Annotated in this window: 11 protein-coding genes; 6 read left to right on the plus strand and 5 right to left on the minus strand. The window is 73.8% G+C overall.

Going from position 1 to position 16,715, the window contains the following annotated elements; genetic code table 11:
- Nucleotides 1-147 precede the first annotated feature (147 nt).
- Nucleotides 148-1,587, plus strand: a complete 1,440-nt coding sequence (locus tag AC068A_RS00620; RefSeq protein WP_478578690.1) for an MFS transporter — start codon at nucleotides 148-150, stop codon at nucleotides 1,585-1,587.
- 79 nt (nucleotides 1,588-1,666) lie between these two features.
- Here AC068A_RS00620 and AC068A_RS00625 read toward each other — a convergent pair whose 3' ends face one another.
- The 3 genes from AC068A_RS00625 to AC068A_RS00635 all read right to left on the minus strand — a co-directional run bounded on the left by AC068A_RS00625 (nucleotide 1,667) and on the right by AC068A_RS00635 (nucleotide 6,662).
- Nucleotides 1,667-3,250 (minus strand): tryptophan halogenase family protein, encoded by a 1,584-nt coding sequence (locus AC068A_RS00625; protein WP_478578692.1) that lies wholly within the window; start codon nucleotides 3,248-3,250, stop codon nucleotides 1,667-1,669.
- A 278-nt stretch (nucleotides 3,251-3,528) separates the two neighbouring features.
- Nucleotides 3,529-4,884, minus strand: a complete 1,356-nt coding sequence (locus tag AC068A_RS00630; RefSeq protein WP_478578695.1) for a cation:proton antiporter — start codon at nucleotides 4,882-4,884, stop codon at nucleotides 3,529-3,531.
- 26 nt (nucleotides 4,885-4,910) lie between these two features.
- Complete coding sequence (locus AC068A_RS00635) at nucleotides 4,911-6,662, minus strand: (2,3-dihydroxybenzoyl)adenylate synthase (RefSeq protein WP_478578698.1); 1,752 nt, start codon at nucleotides 6,660-6,662, stop codon at nucleotides 4,911-4,913.
- 112 nt (nucleotides 6,663-6,774) lie between these two features.
- Here AC068A_RS00635 and AC068A_RS00640 point away from each other — a divergent pair, with 112 nt between their 5' ends.
- Nucleotides 6,775-12,276: a type I polyketide synthase gene (locus AC068A_RS00640; RefSeq protein WP_478578700.1), complete on the plus strand. Its 5,502-nt coding sequence runs from the start codon at nucleotides 6,775-6,777 to the stop codon at nucleotides 12,274-12,276.
- 59 nt (nucleotides 12,277-12,335) lie between these two features.
- On the opposite strand, the gene AC068A_RS00645 is transcribed toward AC068A_RS00640, so the two are convergent.
- Both AC068A_RS00645 and AC068A_RS00650 read right to left on the minus strand, forming a co-directional pair.
- Nucleotides 12,336-12,794 (minus strand): hypothetical protein, encoded by a 459-nt coding sequence (locus AC068A_RS00645; protein WP_478578702.1) that lies wholly within the window; start codon nucleotides 12,792-12,794, stop codon nucleotides 12,336-12,338.
- Nucleotides 12,795-12,844: 50 nt separating this feature from the next.
- Complete coding sequence (locus AC068A_RS00650; RefSeq protein WP_478578704.1) at nucleotides 12,845-13,384, minus strand: hypothetical protein; 540 nt, start codon at nucleotides 13,382-13,384, stop codon at nucleotides 12,845-12,847.
- Nucleotides 13,385-13,496: 112 nt separating this feature from the next.
- Here AC068A_RS00650 and AC068A_RS00655 point away from each other — a divergent pair, with 112 nt between their 5' ends.
- The 4 genes from AC068A_RS00655 to AC068A_RS00670 all read left to right on the plus strand — a co-directional run bounded on the left by AC068A_RS00655 (nucleotide 13,497) and on the right by AC068A_RS00670 (nucleotide 16,712).
- Nucleotides 13,497-13,940 (plus strand): winged helix-turn-helix transcriptional regulator, encoded by a 444-nt coding sequence (locus AC068A_RS00655; protein ID WP_478578707.1) that lies wholly within the window; start codon nucleotides 13,497-13,499, stop codon nucleotides 13,938-13,940.
- A 131-nt stretch (nucleotides 13,941-14,071) separates the two neighbouring features.
- Nucleotides 14,072-14,425 carry a MerR family transcriptional regulator gene (locus AC068A_RS00660; RefSeq protein WP_478578710.1) on the plus strand — a complete coding sequence of 118 codons (354 nt, stop codon included), beginning with the start codon at nucleotides 14,072-14,074 and terminating at the stop codon, nucleotides 14,423-14,425.
- Nucleotides 14,426-14,637: 212 nt separating this feature from the next.
- Nucleotides 14,638-15,639 (plus strand): DUF1702 family protein, encoded by a 1,002-nt coding sequence (locus AC068A_RS00665; protein ID WP_478578712.1) that lies wholly within the window; start codon nucleotides 14,638-14,640, stop codon nucleotides 15,637-15,639.
- A gap of 101 nt (nucleotides 15,640-15,740) precedes the next feature.
- Nucleotides 15,741-16,712, plus strand: coding sequence for a DUF1702 family protein (locus AC068A_RS00670; RefSeq protein ID WP_478578715.1), 972 nt, complete (start codon nucleotides 15,741-15,743; stop codon nucleotides 16,710-16,712).
- Nucleotides 16,713-16,715 lie beyond the last annotated feature (3 nt).

A 16,715-nucleotide genomic window follows, 5' to 3' on the forward strand; every position in this document is an offset into this window, starting at 1 on the left:
CGCGCCTGCCGCGCCTGCCGCGCCTGCCGCGCCTGCCGCGCCTGCCGCGCCTGCCGCGCCTGCCGCGCCTGCCGCGCCTGCCGCGCCTGCCGCGCCTGCCGCGCCGGCCGCACCCCGGGTCCCCGCGCCGCGCTCGGAGGAGCTGAGATGACCGGCGTACGGCCGGCCCCCGTACCGGCCCCGCCGGCCGGCCCCGTCCCGCGCCGGCGCTGGGCGGCGCTGGTCCTGCTGTGCGCCGCCAACTTCGTCGTGCTGCTGGACTCGCAGAGTGTGATCCTGGCCCTCCCCCAGCTGACCAACGAGCTCGGCATGGCCCCGGTGGACGCGCAGTGGGTGCTCACCGCCAAGCTGCTCACCTTCGGCGGCCTGCTGCTGCTCGGCGGACGCGCCGCCGACCGGCTCGGCCGCCGCCGGGTGTTCATGGCCGGCACCACGCTGTTCCTCCTCAGCTCGGCGGCCAGCGGACTGGCCTGGACCGGCGGGGTGGTCATCGCGGCCCGCGCGGTCGGCGGGGTGGCGGCGGCGCTGATGGTACCCACCGCCCTGTCGATCCTGCTGAACACCTTCCCGGAGGGCAGGCACCGCAACACCGCCCTGGCCGGCTGGGCGGGCATCGGGGGCATCGGTGCCACCGTCGGGCTGCTGCTGGGCGGCCTGTTCACCGAAGTGGCCGGCTGGCAGTGGGTGTTCTTCATCAATGTGCCGGTGGCGCTGATCGTGCTCCTGCTCACGCCGGTCCTGATCGGTGAGAGCAAGGCCGCCGGGCAGCACGGCCCGTACGGCGTCCTCGGCGCGCTGACCAGTACGGCCGCCCTGGTGCTGGTCATCCTCGCGGTCAGCCGGGCCGCCGGATCGGGCTGGACCAGCGGACAGACCCTGCTTCCGCTGGCCGCGGCGGTCCTGCTCGCCGGGGTCTTCGCGGCCGTCGAACGGCGCTCGGCGGCGCCCCTGCTGCCACCGGCCCTGCTGCGGCGCTCCACCCTGGCCGGCGGCAACCTGGTCACGCTCTGCATGGGCATGGCGACCTTCTCGCTGTCGGTCAGTGTCGCCGTGTACGGCCAGGCCGTGCTCGGCCACGGGCCGATGGAGTTCGGCGCGCTCCAGTCGGTGATGTCCTTCCTGGCGTTCGTCGGGGCCTACGCCGGTCAGCGCGTCGTCACCCGGATAGGCTTCCGGCCCGTCGTCGGCGTGTGCCTGGTGCTGCTGTGCGCCGGGTGCCTGCTGCTGGCCCGGGTTCCGGCGGACGGCAGTTACCTCCGCGATGTGCTGTGGGGGCTGGTCGTCTTCGGGCCGGCGCTCGGCGCGGGCACCGCCGCTGCGTCGGTCGCCGCGCTGTCGGGCGTACCGGAGCGGTCCAGCGGCGTCGCCTCCGGGCTCATCGTCGCCGCCCTGCAGATCGGCGGGGCGCTGGGCGTGGCCGTGGTCACCACGATGACGGCGACGTTCAGCGGTCCTGAGCCGGGTCCGGCCGGACTGACCGAGGGCCTTCAGGCGGCGTTCACCACCTGCGCGGTGTTCGTCGCCCTCGGCATGGTGGTGGCCGCCCTCACCCTGCGCTCCCGGATCAAGCCGGCCCGAGTGCGCTGAGCCGGTACCCGGTACGGCAAAGCCCCCGGCACCCGTCCGAGACGGGCGCCGGGGGCTTTCGTACGTCTGGCGTCGGCGGCTAGGCCGAGTCGGCCCGGCCGGCGTGGATGGCCTTCAGGTAGGTGCGGTTGTCGGGCAGCGCGGCGGCGTAGATCTCGCGCTCCTTGTCGATCTGCTCGAACGCCTGCCAGGCGGCGTCGTCGCTCATCAGCTCCACCGAAGGCGGCGCCTTGGTGAACGGGAAGTCCATTCCCGACAGGATCGCCCACAGGCTCCGCGTCTCGAAGAGTCGGAGCTGACTGCCGTCGGGAATGATGACGCTCTCCGCGTACTCGGTGAGTTTCTCCGCGAGGCTGTCGGGAATCGGGTTCTCCCGTACCGCGCGCCAGAATTCGGTGTCCGTGCGGTCGGTGAGGGCGTAGTGCATGACGATGAAGTCGCGCAGATCCTCGAACGCGTTCACCATCAGCTCGTTGTAGCGGGCCTGCCGGCGCTCGTCGAGCTCCGAATCCGGGAAATGCAGGACCAGCAGCGCCAGCTGATATTCGATCAGGGCGATCGTGGTGGACTCCAGCGGCTCCACGAAACAGCTCGACAGTCCGATCGCAATGCAGTTGCCGACCCACGAGCGCCGGTTGTGGCCCACCCGCATCCGGATGTGATTGCCCGGTACGTCATGGGCGCGCGGGCCCAGGAAGTCGCGGAGGTCCTGCTCGGCCTGGTCCGGAGTCGTCGTCCGGCTCGAATACACATAACCGGTGCCCTCGCGGTGGAAGAGCGGGATCTCCCAGATCCAGCCGTTCGGACGGGCGTTGGCGACGGTGTACGGGCGGATGCCGTCGGGGTGGTGATCGGCCGGGAGAGCGATGGCGGAGTCGCACAGCAGCCAGTCCTGCGCGCTGATGAACGGCTCCTCCAGGGTCTGGTTGATCAGCAGGCCGCGGAAGCCTGAGCAGTCCAGGAACAGGTCGCCGGTGAGCTCGGCGCCGGTTTCGGTGATCACCTTGTCGATGTGGCCGCGCCCGTCGCGAGTGACCCGGGTGACATCGGCGACCACGTGCCGTACGCCGCGTTCGGTGGCCAGGTCCCGGAGGTACTCGGCCATCAGGGCGGCGTCGAAGTGGTAGGCGTAGCGGAACCCGGGGTCCGGGGCGCCCGATCCGGGCAGCGGCTTCGGGGCCTTGTTCAGCTCGCACAGGTGCTGGAGCGCCATGCCGGCGTCACCGAAGGTCTCCCGCACCCGGGAGTCGCCGGCCAGTCGCAGCTTGGTCCAGAAGTGGGCCAGGGACACGCCCCGCCCGAACCGCTTGTGGAACGGCCGCTCGTAGCTGGGCACCGGCGGCTCGGGCACGGTGAAGAACGGGTGGTAGTAGGTGTGCCGGTCGGTGCCGGGGTGGGGGGTGCGCCAGTCGTTGAACCGGACCGCGGACTTGAACGACGCGTTGGTCCGCGGCATCCAGTCCTCTTCCTTCATGCCGAGGAAGGCCAGGGTGGTGCGCAGGGTCGGCACGGTGGCCTCACCGACCCCGATCCGGCCGATCCGGGCCGACTCGACGAGGGTGATCTCGACCTTGCTGCCGAACGCGCGATTGAGGTAGGCCGCGGAGAGCCAGCCGGCCGTACCGCCGCCGACTATCACGATCTTCTGGACTGGACGTGCCACGGAAGTCCTCCTCGAGTCGCGTGACGCGGGTGAGTGCGAGAGGTGCTCGGGCGCGGCGCATCCGGCGGAGCAGCCGGCGGGTACTCATCGCCGTGCCGGCCGGGCGGCGGGCGCAACGCGGGGCCCGTCGCGGGCCGCGCGCGGGTCGCGCCCCCGTCGGGGCGTCCGCGCTCCGCTGTGATTATCGGCGCCGCCCGGAGGCACGGGCATCTCCTGACGTGCGCTGGCGTCCGCGGGACCGGGCGGGCGTGCGTTGTCCGGGCCGGGACCCGCTCCGGTCAGCGCGCGCTGCCCGGGCCGCCGGGCACCGCGCTGCCGTCCGGTCCGCGTCCCTGCCACGACTCGTGGTCGAGCAGCCGCAGTTGCTCCTCCTCGGTACGGGCGACCCGCGCCATGGTCAGCCGCAGCAGCGGCGGCGCCATCAGCGAGGTGGCGATCGCCACCAGGACGACCGCCGTGTACGCGGCCTCGCCGAGCACCCCCAGGCGCAGCCCGACCATGGCGATGACCACCTCCACCACCCCGCGCGAGTTCATCCCGGACCCCAGCGCCAGGCCCTCCCAGCGGCTCAGCCCGCCCAGCCGGGCCCCCAGGTACGCCCCCGCGAACTTGCCGAGGACCGCGACCGCGAGCAGCGCGGCGGCGGCCAGGGCGGTGGCCGGGTCGGCCAGCTCCCTCAGGTCCATCCGCAGTCCCGCGGTGGCGAGGAACAGCGGGGCCAGCACCGACAGCACGACCGTGCGCAGCGGCGCCAGCTTCGGCTGGGCGGCCGGGGCCCCGGCGATGAGCAGTCCGGCCGCGAAGGCACCCAGCAGCGGCTCCATGCCCATGGCGTGGGTGAGCGTGCCGGCGCCGAGGACCAGCACGACCGCGGTGGCCACGGCCGGCCCCGGCTCCGGGTGGCGTGCCGCCCGCTCCATCAGCCGGCGTACCAGCACCCGCCCCGCGGTCGCGGCCACGGCCACGAACCCGGCCAGCAGCAGCACCGGAACCGCGACCCCGGACAGGGTCAGTCCGGCCGTGGCCCCGGCCGCCACCACGGACAGCAGCAGCCAGCCCACGGCGTCGTCGACCAGGCCCGCGCACAGGATCAGCTGCCCGACCGTACGGTGGGCCAGCCGCAGGTCCGACAGGGTCTTGGCGATGACCGGGATCGCCGTCACGCACATGGCCACCCCCATGAACACCGCGAACAGCCACCGGTCGGCCTGCGGTCCGGCCAGCCCGTCCGGCAGCACCAGTCCGGTGGCCACGCCCAGTGCCAGCGGAACCACCAGCCCGCACAGGCTGACCAGGACCGCGGCCCGGGCCCGTGAGCGCAGCACCCGCAGGTCCAGGTGCGTACCGGTGACGCCCACCAGCAGCAGCACCGCGAGCTGGCCCACCGCGTCGAGCAGCGCCAGCTGCCCGGCCGGGCCGGGCAGGACGGCCGCCGCCACGCCCGGCGCCACCCCGCCCAGCACGCTCGGGCCGAGCAGCACACCGGCGGTCAGCTCGCCGGTGAGGGCGGGCAGCCCGGCCCGCTGGGCGAGCGCGCCCAGCAGCCGGGCCGTGGCCAGCAGCGCGGTGACCGAGGCGAGGAACAGCAGCACCGCGTGGGACGACAGCGGGGGAACCGGGGCGGCGATCTCCATGGGGGCGTCCCTTTCGGCGCGTTCGCTCAGTGGCCGGCCGGGTCCGCCGCGGCCGTCGCGGCGGACCCGGCCGGCGCGGCCGACAACCGGACCGCGTCGGCCCGCAGCCGCTTCTTGTCGACCTTGCCGAGCGGGGTGCGCGGCAGGGACGGCAGGGTGTGCAGCCGTTCGGGCACCTTGAAGGACGCCACGTCGGCGGCCCTCATCACGGCCCGTACGTCGCCGAGGTTCACCGGCCGGCCGGCCGCGGCCGGGTCCGGGACGACGAACAGGCAGATGCGCTCGCCGAGTTCGGGGTCGGGCAGGGCCACGGCCGCGGCCTCGGCGACTCCGGCCACCCGGAGGGCGAACTCCTCGACCTCCTCCGCGTAGATCTTCTCCCCGCCCCGGTTGATGACGTCCTTCTCCCGGCCGGTCACCACCAGGTTGCCGTCCGGTGTCCGGCGCACCACGTCGCCCGTGCGGTACCAGCCGTCCGTGGTGAACGCCCGCGCGTCCACGGCCGGCGAGTCGTAGTAGCCGCGCGGCGTGTAGGGGCCGCGGGTCAGCAGGAGCCCGGGCTCGCCGGCCGGCACCGGCTCCCCGTCGGGTCCCACCACCCGGATCTCGTCGGCGGGGGAGATCGGCCGCCCCTGGGTGTGGTGGACCACCTCGTCCGGGTCGTCCAGCCGGGTCAGGCAGAGCAGTCCCTCGGCCATGCCGAACACCTGCTGGAGGGCACAGCCCAGCTCGGGGCGGATCCGTGCCGCCAGCTCCGGCGTCAGCCGGGCCGCGCCGACCTGGACCAGCCGCAGCGAGGCGAGGCCGGCGTCCAGGTGCTCCGCGCGGTGGTCCAGCCAGCGGCCGATCACCGGCGGGACCACCGATGTGGCGGTGACCCGCTCGCGCTCGATCAGTTCGAACGCGACCTCCGGGGCCGGCGAGGAGCCGATCACCACCCGGCCCCCCGCCAGCAGCGCGCCGAGCACGCCGGGCCCGCCGTACACAAAGCCGTGGCCCAGCGGGAGCACGGCGAGGTAGACGGTGTCCGGGCCGAACGCGCAGATCTCACCGGCCCGTTTGATCACGTACGCGAAGTCGTTGTGGGTCCGCGCGGCCAGCTTGGGCACTCCCGTGGTGCCGCCGGACAGCAGGAACATGGCGATGTCGTCGCCGCCCGGGGCCGCCTTGTCGCATTCCTCGGCGGCTCGCGCCGGATCGTCGGCCGGGGCGCAGAGCTCGGTGAGCGACAGGCTGCCCGGCCTGCCCGGCCGCTCCGCCCCGTCGCCGTCGGCCGGGTCTCCCGCCACGATGACGTGCCGGGCCGCCGGGACCGCCGCGACGATCTCGTGCGCCATCGCCTCGTGGTCGAAGCCCTTGAGCACCCGGGGCACCACGAGCGCCCTGGCCTGCGCGTGGGCGACCACTCCGGACATCTCGTGGTGCCGGTGCTGCGGCAGCGCCCACACCGGCAGCGCGCCCAGCCGCAGGCACGCCACCGTCATCACCACATGCTCCCAGCAGTTGGGCAGCTGGATGACCACCCGGTCGTCGGCGCCGATGCCCAAGCCGCGCATCCGGCCCGCGGCCCCGTCGGCGCGCGCCATCAGCTCGCGGAAGGAGATCCGTAACGGCCCGTCGACCAGGGCGATGGCGTCCGGTGTCCGGCGGGCGGTCGCCGCCAGGTGCGCGCCCAGCGAAAGCCCTTCCCAGTAGCCCTCGGCGGCATAGCGGGCGGCGACCTCGGCGGGCCACGGAACGGCCCCGGAACGGGAAGGCTTCACCGCAGTCTCGGACATGGCGTGCTCCTGAACTCGACGGACGGAACGCGACGGAAGGCGTGCGTGCCGCGCAGCCTAGGGATATCCGGTGGCCCAGTCGACTCGTCAATTGCGGTATTCCGTCCCCCTCATGGAGCCCCGCGCACGCCGCACGTCAGAAGTTGTCAGGACATCCCCGGCGGGCACAGCCTTTGCCTCAGTGGGGCGGGCGCGCCCTCGCACGAGCTCTTCCCGATTCTGGTTCGGAGATCTGAACAGGAGCGAGGACTTGACGAAAAAGGCACCATCGGACGAAGCGATTGCCATCATTGGAATGAGTTGCAGGTTCGCCCCGGATCTCACCTCGCCCGAGAAGTTCTGGGAGTTTCTCGCCAACGGCAAGAGCACGGTCGGCGACATGCCGGAGAAGCGCTGGAAGCCATACGCGTCGGGCAGCCCGCAGGCGACCGCCATCATGCGCCAGACCATTCTCAAGGGCGCTTTCCTCGACGACATAGAGGGATTCGAGGCCGAGTTCTTCGGGATCTCGCCCCGCGAGGCCGACTTCCTCGACCCCCAGCAGCGGTTCATGCTCGAACTGACCTGGGAGGCGCTCGCCGACGCGGGCCTGCCGCCGCTCGCGCTGCGCGGCAGCGACACCGGCGTGTACGTCGCCGCGAACTCCAACGACTACGGGCGCCGGCTCCTGGAGGACATCCCCCGGACCGGCGCCTACGCCGTCAACGGCACCACCTTCTACGGGATAGCCAACCGGGTGTCGTACTTCCTGGACCTGCGCGGCCCGAGCATGGCCGTCGACACTGCCTGCGCGGGGTCGCTCACCGCGCTCAACCTGGCCTGCCAGGCACTGCTGTCGGGCGAGGCCCCGCTGGCCGTGGTCGGCGGCCTGAACATCATGGCCACTCCGGCCCTCAACGTCGCCCTGGACGGCGCCGGGGCCATGTCGCCCGACGGCCGCAGCAAGGCGTTCGACAAGGACGCCGACGGCTACGGACGCGGCGAGGGCGCCGGAGTGATCGTCCTCAAGCGGCTGTCCGAGGCGCTGCGCGACAACGACCCCGTACAGGCCGTCGTCCGCGGCAGCGGCGTCTACCAGGACGGCCGTTCCGACGGCATGATGGCGCCCAACCGCGACGCCCAGGAACACATGCTGCGGCAGATCTACCGGCGGGCCGGCATCGCCCCGGCCGGAGTGGACTACGTGGAGGCCCACGGCACCGGCACACCCACCGGGGACGGCGAGGAAATCGCCGCCCTGGCCGCCGTGTTCGGCGCCGACCGGTCCGCGGAGGACCCCTGCCTGATCGGCTCGGTCAAGCCCAACGTCGGCCATGTGGAAGGCGGTTCGGGCATCACCGGGGTGATCAAGACCGTTCTGGCGCTGCGCCACGGACAGCTGCCGCCCAGCCTGCACCGCGAACCCCACCCCGCCGTCGACTGGGACACCTGCGGGCTGCGCCTGGTCGACGAGCTCAAGCCGTGGCCCGCGGCCGACGACCGGATCCGCCGGGCCGGCGTGTCCAGTTACGGAGTCGGCGGCACCATCGCCCACGTCATCCTGGAGGAGCCGCCCGTCCCCGCCCCCGCCGCCGAGGACGCGGCGCCGGCGACCGGAGCCCGCCCGGCCCGGCGGGCGACCGTCCACCCGCTCTCCTCCGCCACCGAGGCCGGCACCCGTGCGCTGGCCGGCGCGGTGGCCGACTGGCTGGCCGCACACCCCGGCACGGACCTCGCCTCCGTGGGCCACACCCTGGCCGTGCGCCGCTCCCACCTGGCCCACCGGGCCGCCGTGGTCGCGGACTCCGCCGAGCAGCTCACCGAGCGGCTCCGCGACCTCGCCGAGGGCCGCACCGGCACCGGCATCGCCACCGGCCGCACCACACCCGGCAGCGCGGGCGACGTCGTCTGGGTGTTCTCCGGACACGGCGCCCAGTGGTCCGGCATGGGACGCGGGCTGCTCGCCGAGGAGCCCGTCTTCGCCGCCGCCGTCGACGGTCTCGCCGAAGTGTTCCGCGCCGAGCTCGGCTGGACCCCGCGCGAGGCCCTCACCGAGGGCGGCCCCTGGACCGCCGCCCACATCCAGGCCCTCACCTTCGCCGTCCAGATCGGCCTCGCCGACGTCTGGCACAGCCGCGGCCTGACCCCCGGTGCGGTCATCGGCCACTCCGTCGGCGAGATCGCCGCCGCCGTCACCGCCGGCGCCCTCGATCGAACCGAGGCCGCCCGCTTCGCCTGCCGCCGGGCCGCCGCTCTCCAGCGACTGGAGGGCCGGGGCGCCATGGCCATGGCCGGCCTGCCGTTCACCGAGGCCGAGCAGCGCCTCGCCGGGCTGGCCGGAGTCACCGCCGCGATCTCCGCCGACCCGCGGGCCACCGTCGTCTCCGGCGACCGGGACGCGGTCGAGCGGATCAGCCGGGCCTGGGCCGAATCGGGCATCTGGATCCGGCCGGTGGACTCCGACATCGCCTTCCACAGCGCCCATGTGGACGAGGTCGCCGCCGAGGTCGAGGCCGCCGCCGGCCGGCTCGATCGGCGGCCCCCGGCGATCCCGCTCTACACCACCGCCCTGGCCGACCCGCGCTCGACGGCCCCCCGGGACGGCGGCTACTGGGTGGCGAACCTGTGCCGTCCGGTCCGCTTCACCGAGGCGGTGCAGGCCGCCGTGGCCGACGGCCACCGGCGGTTCCTGGAGATCTCCTCGCACCCGGTCGTGGCCCACTCCATCCGCGAGACCCTGCTGTACCTCGGCATCGAGGACGCGACGGTGGCCGCCACCCTCCGCCGGGACACCGACGAGACCGCCACCCTGCTGGGCAACCTCGCCGCACTGCACTGCGCCGGCGCGGCCGTCGACTTCCGCCCCGACCACGGCACCGGCGAGCTGCTCCCGCTGCCCGCCGCCGTGTGGCAGCACCGGCCGTACTGGATCTTCCCCGGCACCGCGGCCGACACCGGCCTGGGCAGCGGCCACGACCCGCACAGCCACACCCTGCTCGGCGGCCGGATGACCGTCAGCGGTTCGCCCGCCCGACAGGTCTGGCAGACCCGCCTCGACCTGGACACCCGCCCCTACCCGCAGAGCCACGGCCTGGTCGGCGTCGAGGTCACCCCCGCCGCCTCCATCATCAACACCTTTGTGGCCGCCGCCCAGGCGGACGGGCCCGGCGCGCTCACCGACATCGTGCTCCGCACCCCGCTGGCCGTCGAACCGCCCCGCGTGGTGCAGGTCGTACGAGAAGGCAGGCAGCTGTCGCTGGCCACCCGGCTCGCCGACGACCCCGGCGCGGACGACAGCGACGGCGACGGCGAGGAATGGATCACCCACTCCACGGCGAACCACGCGCCGGGGCTGGAGCCGCCGGCCGGCCGTCTCGACCTCGACGCCCTGCGGACCCGGCTGCCGCACGGCTCCCTCACCAAGGCCGACGAGATGTTCGCCCGGATGGGAGTCGAGGGCTACGCCTTCCCCTGGGACCTGGCCGAACTGCGCCACGACGACGAGGAACAGCTCGCCGACCTGGTGATCGAACGCGGCGCGGCCCGGGCGAGCAGCTGGGCACACGTGATCGACGGCGCCCTCACCATCAGCGCCATGGTCGTGTCGCCCGGCGACGCCACCGTGCTGTGGATGTCCCGGTCCATCGACAAGGTCATCTGGCACGGCGAACCGCCCGCCCGGATCCTCGTCCACGCCACCCGCTCGCCCCGCTCCCCGCACGACACCGTCGACGTCCGCGTCGCCGACGAACACGGCGACACCGTCTGCGAGGTCACCGGGCTGCGGTTCGCCGCCGTGGAACACCTCGGGACCGCCGTCCTGCCCCGCGACCTGGTCCACGAGGTCGTCTGGCGCCCGCTGCCCACCGGGTCTGCGGCCCGGGCAGCCGCCGGACCGGACGACGGGGACACCGCCGTGGAGCGGGTGCTGCTGGTCGGCGACCCCTGTCAGACCGCCCGGCTGGCCCAGCAGTTCGAGGCGGCCGGCACCCCCGCCGAGATACTCGGCACCGGCCCCGAACTCGACCTGCGGCCCGAGCTGTTCGCCCGTCCCGGCGCGGTCCTCGTGGTCCCCGGCCTCCCGCCGCACGACGAACCGCTGGAGACCGCCACCGAGCGGATCACCTGGTCGCTGATCCGCGCCGTACAGCGGGTCGCCGAGGTACGCGCGCACGCCACGTCACCGCTCGCACCCCACCGGGTGTGGTGCCTGACCAGCGGAGTCCGTGCCGCGGCTGACGAACGGAGCGTCGCCCACGGCCCGCTCTGGGGAGTGTCCCGCATCATCGCCGGCGACCACCCCGAACTCTGGGGCGGGGCCGTCGACATCGACGCCCTGGCACCGGACACCGGAGAACGGCTGCTCACCCTGCTGCGCACCGCCGCCGGCCAGGAGGACGTCATCTCCCTCACCGAGGCGGGCGCCGAGGGCGCGCGACTGAGCCGGATCGAACGCACCGCGGACGGCACGCCGCTGCAGTGCTCGCCGGCCGGCACCGTACTGATCACCGGCGGCCTGGGCGCGCTCGGCCTGGAGGTCGCCCGCTGGCTGGTCGGCCGGGGCGCCCGCCGGCTGCTGCTGGTCGGCCGGCGCGGGCTGCCGCCACGCGGCGACTGGCCGGCCGTGTCCGACCCCGAGGTCCGGCGCCAGATCGACAGCGTGCTCGCGCTGGAGGCCCTCGGCGTCACCGTCGGGGTGCTCGCCCTCGACATCACCGACGCCGAACAGGTCGCCGCAGCCCTGGCCCCCGGCGCGCTCGGGCTGCCGCCCGTACGCGGCATCGTGCACGCCGCCGGCGTGGTCAACAACGCGCTCGTCGACAAGGTCGAGCCGGACGGACTGCGCGAGGTGCTCGCGCCGAAGGTCGGCGGCACGCTGGTGCTGCACCGGCTCTTCCCGCCCGGCAGCCTCGACTTCTTCGTGCTGTTCTCGTCGTGCGGGCAGTTCGCGCGGCTGTCCGGGCAGGCCGGCTACGCGGCGGCGAACTCCTTCCTCGACGCACTGGCCGCACACCGCAACTCCGGTGGGCACACCGAGACGGTCAGCCTCGGCTGGACGGCCTGGCGCGGTCTCGGCCTGTCCTCCGACATCGCGACCACCATGCTGGAGGCCAACTCGCGCGGCCTGGAGGCCGTATCGGTGTCCGAGGCATTCGCCGCCTGGGCCTTCGGCGACCGCTTCCGGTCCGACTACCAGGCCGTACTGCGGGTGCTGCCGATGCCGCCGCACGCACCGCGGCTGCCGATGTTCCGGGAGCTGGCCGCCTCCGACCAGCACGCGGAAGCGGCGGGCGGCCAGCTGTTCGCCCTCGACACCGAGGGCCTCGACGACGCGGAGCAGCTGGCGCAGGTCACCGCGGACGTACGGGAACAGGTGGCCGCCGAGCTGAACTTCGACGCGGCGGACGTGGAACTCAAGCGCCCGCTCGTCGAACTCGGCGTGGACTCGGTGATGACCGTCGCCCTGCGGGTCCGGCTGCGCCGCCGGTACGGGCTCGACCTGCCGCCGACCATCCTGTGGGCGAAGCCCACCGTGGCGGCGCTGGCCGAGCACCTGCACGGAGCGCTGCGTGAAGCGTACGGCGACACCGGGACGGAGACCGCCGCGGACGCGGTCGTGGCCGCCGCCGGGTAGCCCGCGCCGGACACACCTCGGCCGGCTCCCGCCACGCGGGCGGGAGCCGGCCGAAGGCGTCAGACGGTCCGCGGCGGCGTCAGATGGCGCCGGGCGAGCTGCACCAGCAGCCCGTAACCGGAGACCAGCAGCACCAGCGTGAAGATCCACTCCCGGGACCCCTGCGGCCGGTACACCCGCCCCGCGTTGCCGACATCCAGCGCGGGGACGCTCTGCCCGGCCCGCAGCGCGCCGCGCCCGCTGCCGTACAGGGCGACTCCGGGCCGCTCGCCCGGGCCGTCCACGGCCCGGAACCGGCCGGACCAGGTGCAGGTCTCGTGCCCGGGATGCCGCACACAGTCCAGCCGTTCCGCCGTGAACGTGCCGGCCACCCCGCTGGCCGTGGCCGCGCGCAGCGCCGGCCCCAGATTGGACAGCCCGACGTAAAGGCACAGGCAGGCCACCGCGAGCAGCGCGGCGGAGGTGACACGCGAAGGCCGCCGGGCACGCGCGCGGGGCGCGGGCACGGCGGTGGACACCGGGCGGGGCGGTGCCGGTTCGGACGACGCCGGTTCGGTCGACGCCCGCATCACTCGGCGCAGGAGCAGCGCGGACCGCCGCTGCGGTTGTGCAGCACCATGGCCACGATCATGGGCAGCGTGACCAGCGCGTTGTAGAACAGGTGGAGTTCCACCCGGGGCACCAGGAGCTGGATGATGCTTGTCGGCGCGGCCTTGCCGGCGAGGTGCTCCCCGGTGAGCGCCTGGAGGAGCAGCAGCAGATGCTCCAGGTGGTGCCACACCTGGATGGCGAGGGTCACGTTCCACCAGGTGCGGGCCCGGCCGTCGAACCCGGGCCGCAGCAGCAGGAACCCGACGAGCATGACCAGGGCGTAGCCGTAATGCATCCACTCCGAGGTGACCAACCACGGGAACGGCACCCCGAGCAGCCCGCGGGCCTCGGGCAGCGGCCAGCCCAGGACGTAGATCTGGACCGCCTGCGCCACATGCTCACCCCAGTGCGCGAGGACGATCACCAGGAAGATCCGGAGTCCGGTTCGGTGCAGTCGGCTGTTGAGGGCGGCCACCGTACTCCGCAGCCCTCCCGCCACCGCCAGCTCGGTCGTCAACGTCCACCTCCACGATTGGTGTCAGGATCGTCATCTCAGCAGCCGGTGCGCCGGACCGTCTTCTCTCCGATTGCCCGATTGCCGCCACCGGGTGCCGAGTTAGCATGGCCGAATGCTCAGGCGCACGTATGAAGGGCAGGACTGTTCGCTCGCCCAGGCACTCGAAGTCGTGGGCGAGCGCTGGACGTTGCTCATCGTCCGCGATGTCCTCCTCGGCATCAACACGTTCGACGCGTTCATCGAGGAGCTCGGGATCTCCCGCAACGTCCTCACCGACCGCCTCAACCACCTGGTCGCGTACGGAATCCTGGAACGGGTCGCCTACCAGCAGCGGCCGACCCGCCACAGCTACGAACTCACCGCGAGGGGCCGCGACCTGACGCCGGTGGTGGCGGCGCTCATGCAGTGGGGCGAGCGCCATGCGGCCGGACCGGAGGGCCCGCCGCGGCGCACCGAGCACATCGGCTGCGGCGGCCCCGTGCACGCCGAGCTGACCTGCGCGGACTGCGCGCGGCCGGTCGCGAACGAGGAGGTCACCGCGCGCTGGGTGCGCTGACGCGGGGGCTCGCAGGACCCGGCAACATGGAAGACGAGCCGCCGGATTCCGGCCAGCTACCTTGGACATCGTCGCTGTTCCATCGCTGCTCCACTGCTGCTCCGGGCCGCTGCGGAAATGAGGTGCGTCACGTGCGCGTTTCAGCACTCAGCGCCGTTTCCGGCGTTCCCGTGTCGACCATCGACCGCTACATCTGCGAGGGGCTGCTGCCCGGCCCGGACGACGAGGCCGCCGAGGACGCGGGCCAGGTCCGCCGGCTCGCCCTGATCCGGGCCCTGGTCGAGGTCGGCGGCCACTCCCTGCGCGAGGTACGGGACATCGTCGGAGCCATCGAGGCGGCCGAGGCCGACCCGGCCGCGCGGCGGACCGCCGAGTACGGCCGGCTGCTGGCCGACGTCCCGCCCGGCGAACTCCTCGCGGACGCCCTGCGCATCGCCCTGGGCCGGCTGGCCCGCAGAGCGGCCGGGAGCGGGCCGGTCACCTAGGCCCGGACTTCGCGGGTCACCGTTTCAGGTCTGTGGCCAGCGGGTTAGCCCGATGCATCCGGGCCACATCGATCCCGACGCCCGGTGCGTCAGGCCCGGCCGTGATCCGCCGGACACCCCCAAAGCGCACGCGCAGAGATGCCCGCCCGGCAGGGCCGGTTCCACGATGGGGCCCGTACCCGACCGTGGCGAGCAACTGGAGGCAACCGACCATGCCGACCCTTCTCGGATCGCTGCGCAGGCTGCTGATGGCTCCGACCGCCATCGACGTGGGCTTCGCCGCCCGCGGGTTCCCGGTCGAGCGCAACGAGGCCACGCACCGGCTGGAGGCGATCCCGCAGGCGGTCGTGTGCGGTTTCGAATGGGCCGTCGACGACCCCGGCACACCGGGCCCCGGCCGGGCGGACACGGACACCGAGCTCCGGATCCGGCTGATGGAGCCGGACCTGCGCGGCTTCGCCTACGAGGGGGCCGCGATGGCCCTCACCGTCCGGGACGCGATGGGACCCGGCCGCGGCGGGCGCACCCGCCGGCTGCTGCTGGGCCCCGCCCGCCCGCACATCTTCCTCGCCTACATCGGCGTGGGGTTCGCTCTCGCCCGGCTGCCCCGCCCGCTGTGGCGGAAGGCCGTGCCCGACCTGGCCGGCGCCGACTACCCGCAGATGAGCTGGCTGGTCGTCGACGGCTACGGCTTCGACCGGGCCTACTTCGACACCGCGGCCGTCGTCGACGGACAGAAGCGTCTGCCGCCGTACCCGTGGGAAGGCGACCCGGACTACTTCGGGCGCGCCGTGGACCAGGGCATCGGCCGGGCCCTGTGGTTCATCCACGGCGCGAACGCGCCCGCCGTGGCCGCCGCCGTCGGCCGCTTCGCGAGCGAGCGGCACGCCGACCTGTGGAGCGGTGCCGGGCTCGCCGCGACCTTCGCCGGGTGCTGCCCGCCGGCGGGCCTGGAGGCGCTGCGGCGAGCGGCCGGCGAGCACGCCGGCGAGCTGGCCCAGGGGGCCGTCTTCGCCGCCAAGGCCCGCGCCCAGTCCGGCACCGTGCCCGAGCACACCCACACCGCCCTGACCGCCCTGGCCGGGCTCGACATCGGCAAGGCCGTGGCCCTCGCCGACGACTGCACCGCCGACCGGGCGGCCGGGCCGGGCCGGCCGGCGTACGAGCAGTGGCGCCGGAACGTGCGCGAGCGCCTGGCGGAAATGGCCGGTTGAGCACAAATGAAGTAGACGCCGCTTCGGCCGCGATGTGTAGATTCGCAAGCACGTTACGCAGGCACGAGTGGTGCGCCTTATCCGAGGGGTGGTAGAGCTCCATGTCGGCAAATCTGCGTGCGCTGCGGCGCCGTATTCTGACACCCGGTATTTCTGCGACAAGCCTTGATGTCCGAGGTTTCCACAAGAAGAGCCCGGCCGCGCAGGAGCTGCTGGAGACGGTGGGTCGGTACTTCCTCGAGGGCTACGGCCACGCCGTGGAAGTGCGTACCACCGCCGAACTTGAGGACCGCCTCGACCGGCTGCCCACCCGCTTCCGCGGATTCGCCTACGAGGGCGCCGCGATGGGCGCCACCGTGCTGGACGCACTGCCCGGCAGCCGGGGGACCCGGCTGCCGGGCCTGCTGGCCGGCCACGGCCGCGACCACATCTACATGGCCTACGTCGGCATCGGCTGGGCCATGGCCCGGCTGCCGCGCCCGCTGTGGCCCGACCTGAGCCGCACCGACCCGCTGATCCGCTGGCTCGTGCTGGACGGATACGGCTTCCACCAGGCGTACTTCAAGACCGAGAAGTATGTCCACAGCCAGTACGAGGAGCCGCGGTTCGCCTGGTCCTGGGGCTCCCCGGAGTATGCCCGGCGCGCGGTCGACCAGGGCATCGGCCGGGCCCTGTGGTTCGTGGCGGGCACCGAGCCGGACCTCGCGGCCACCCTGATCGAGAAGTTCCCGGAGGGCCGCCGCGCCGACCTGTTCAGCGGTACCGGACTGGCCGCCGCCTACGCCTGCGGTGCCGAGGAGGGCGAGTTGGCCCAGCTGGCCCGGCGCGCCGGACCGTACCTGCCGCAGCTGCGGCAGGGCGCCGCGTTCGCCGCCGAGGCCCGCGAGAAGGCCGGCCTGACGGTCGCGCAGACCGAGGTCGCGGTGGGCGCGCTGTGCGGCATCAGCCCCGCCGAGGCCGCGGCGCTGTGCCGCGCCACCAAGCCCGCCGGCCCGGCCGCGCCGGACGGCTCCGGCTACGAGAAATGGCGACAGGACATCGCCGCCGCATTCGTCTCCCGAGAGGAGCGCTAGACC

Source organism: Streptomyces sp. NPDC043854 (assembly GCF_056436005.1).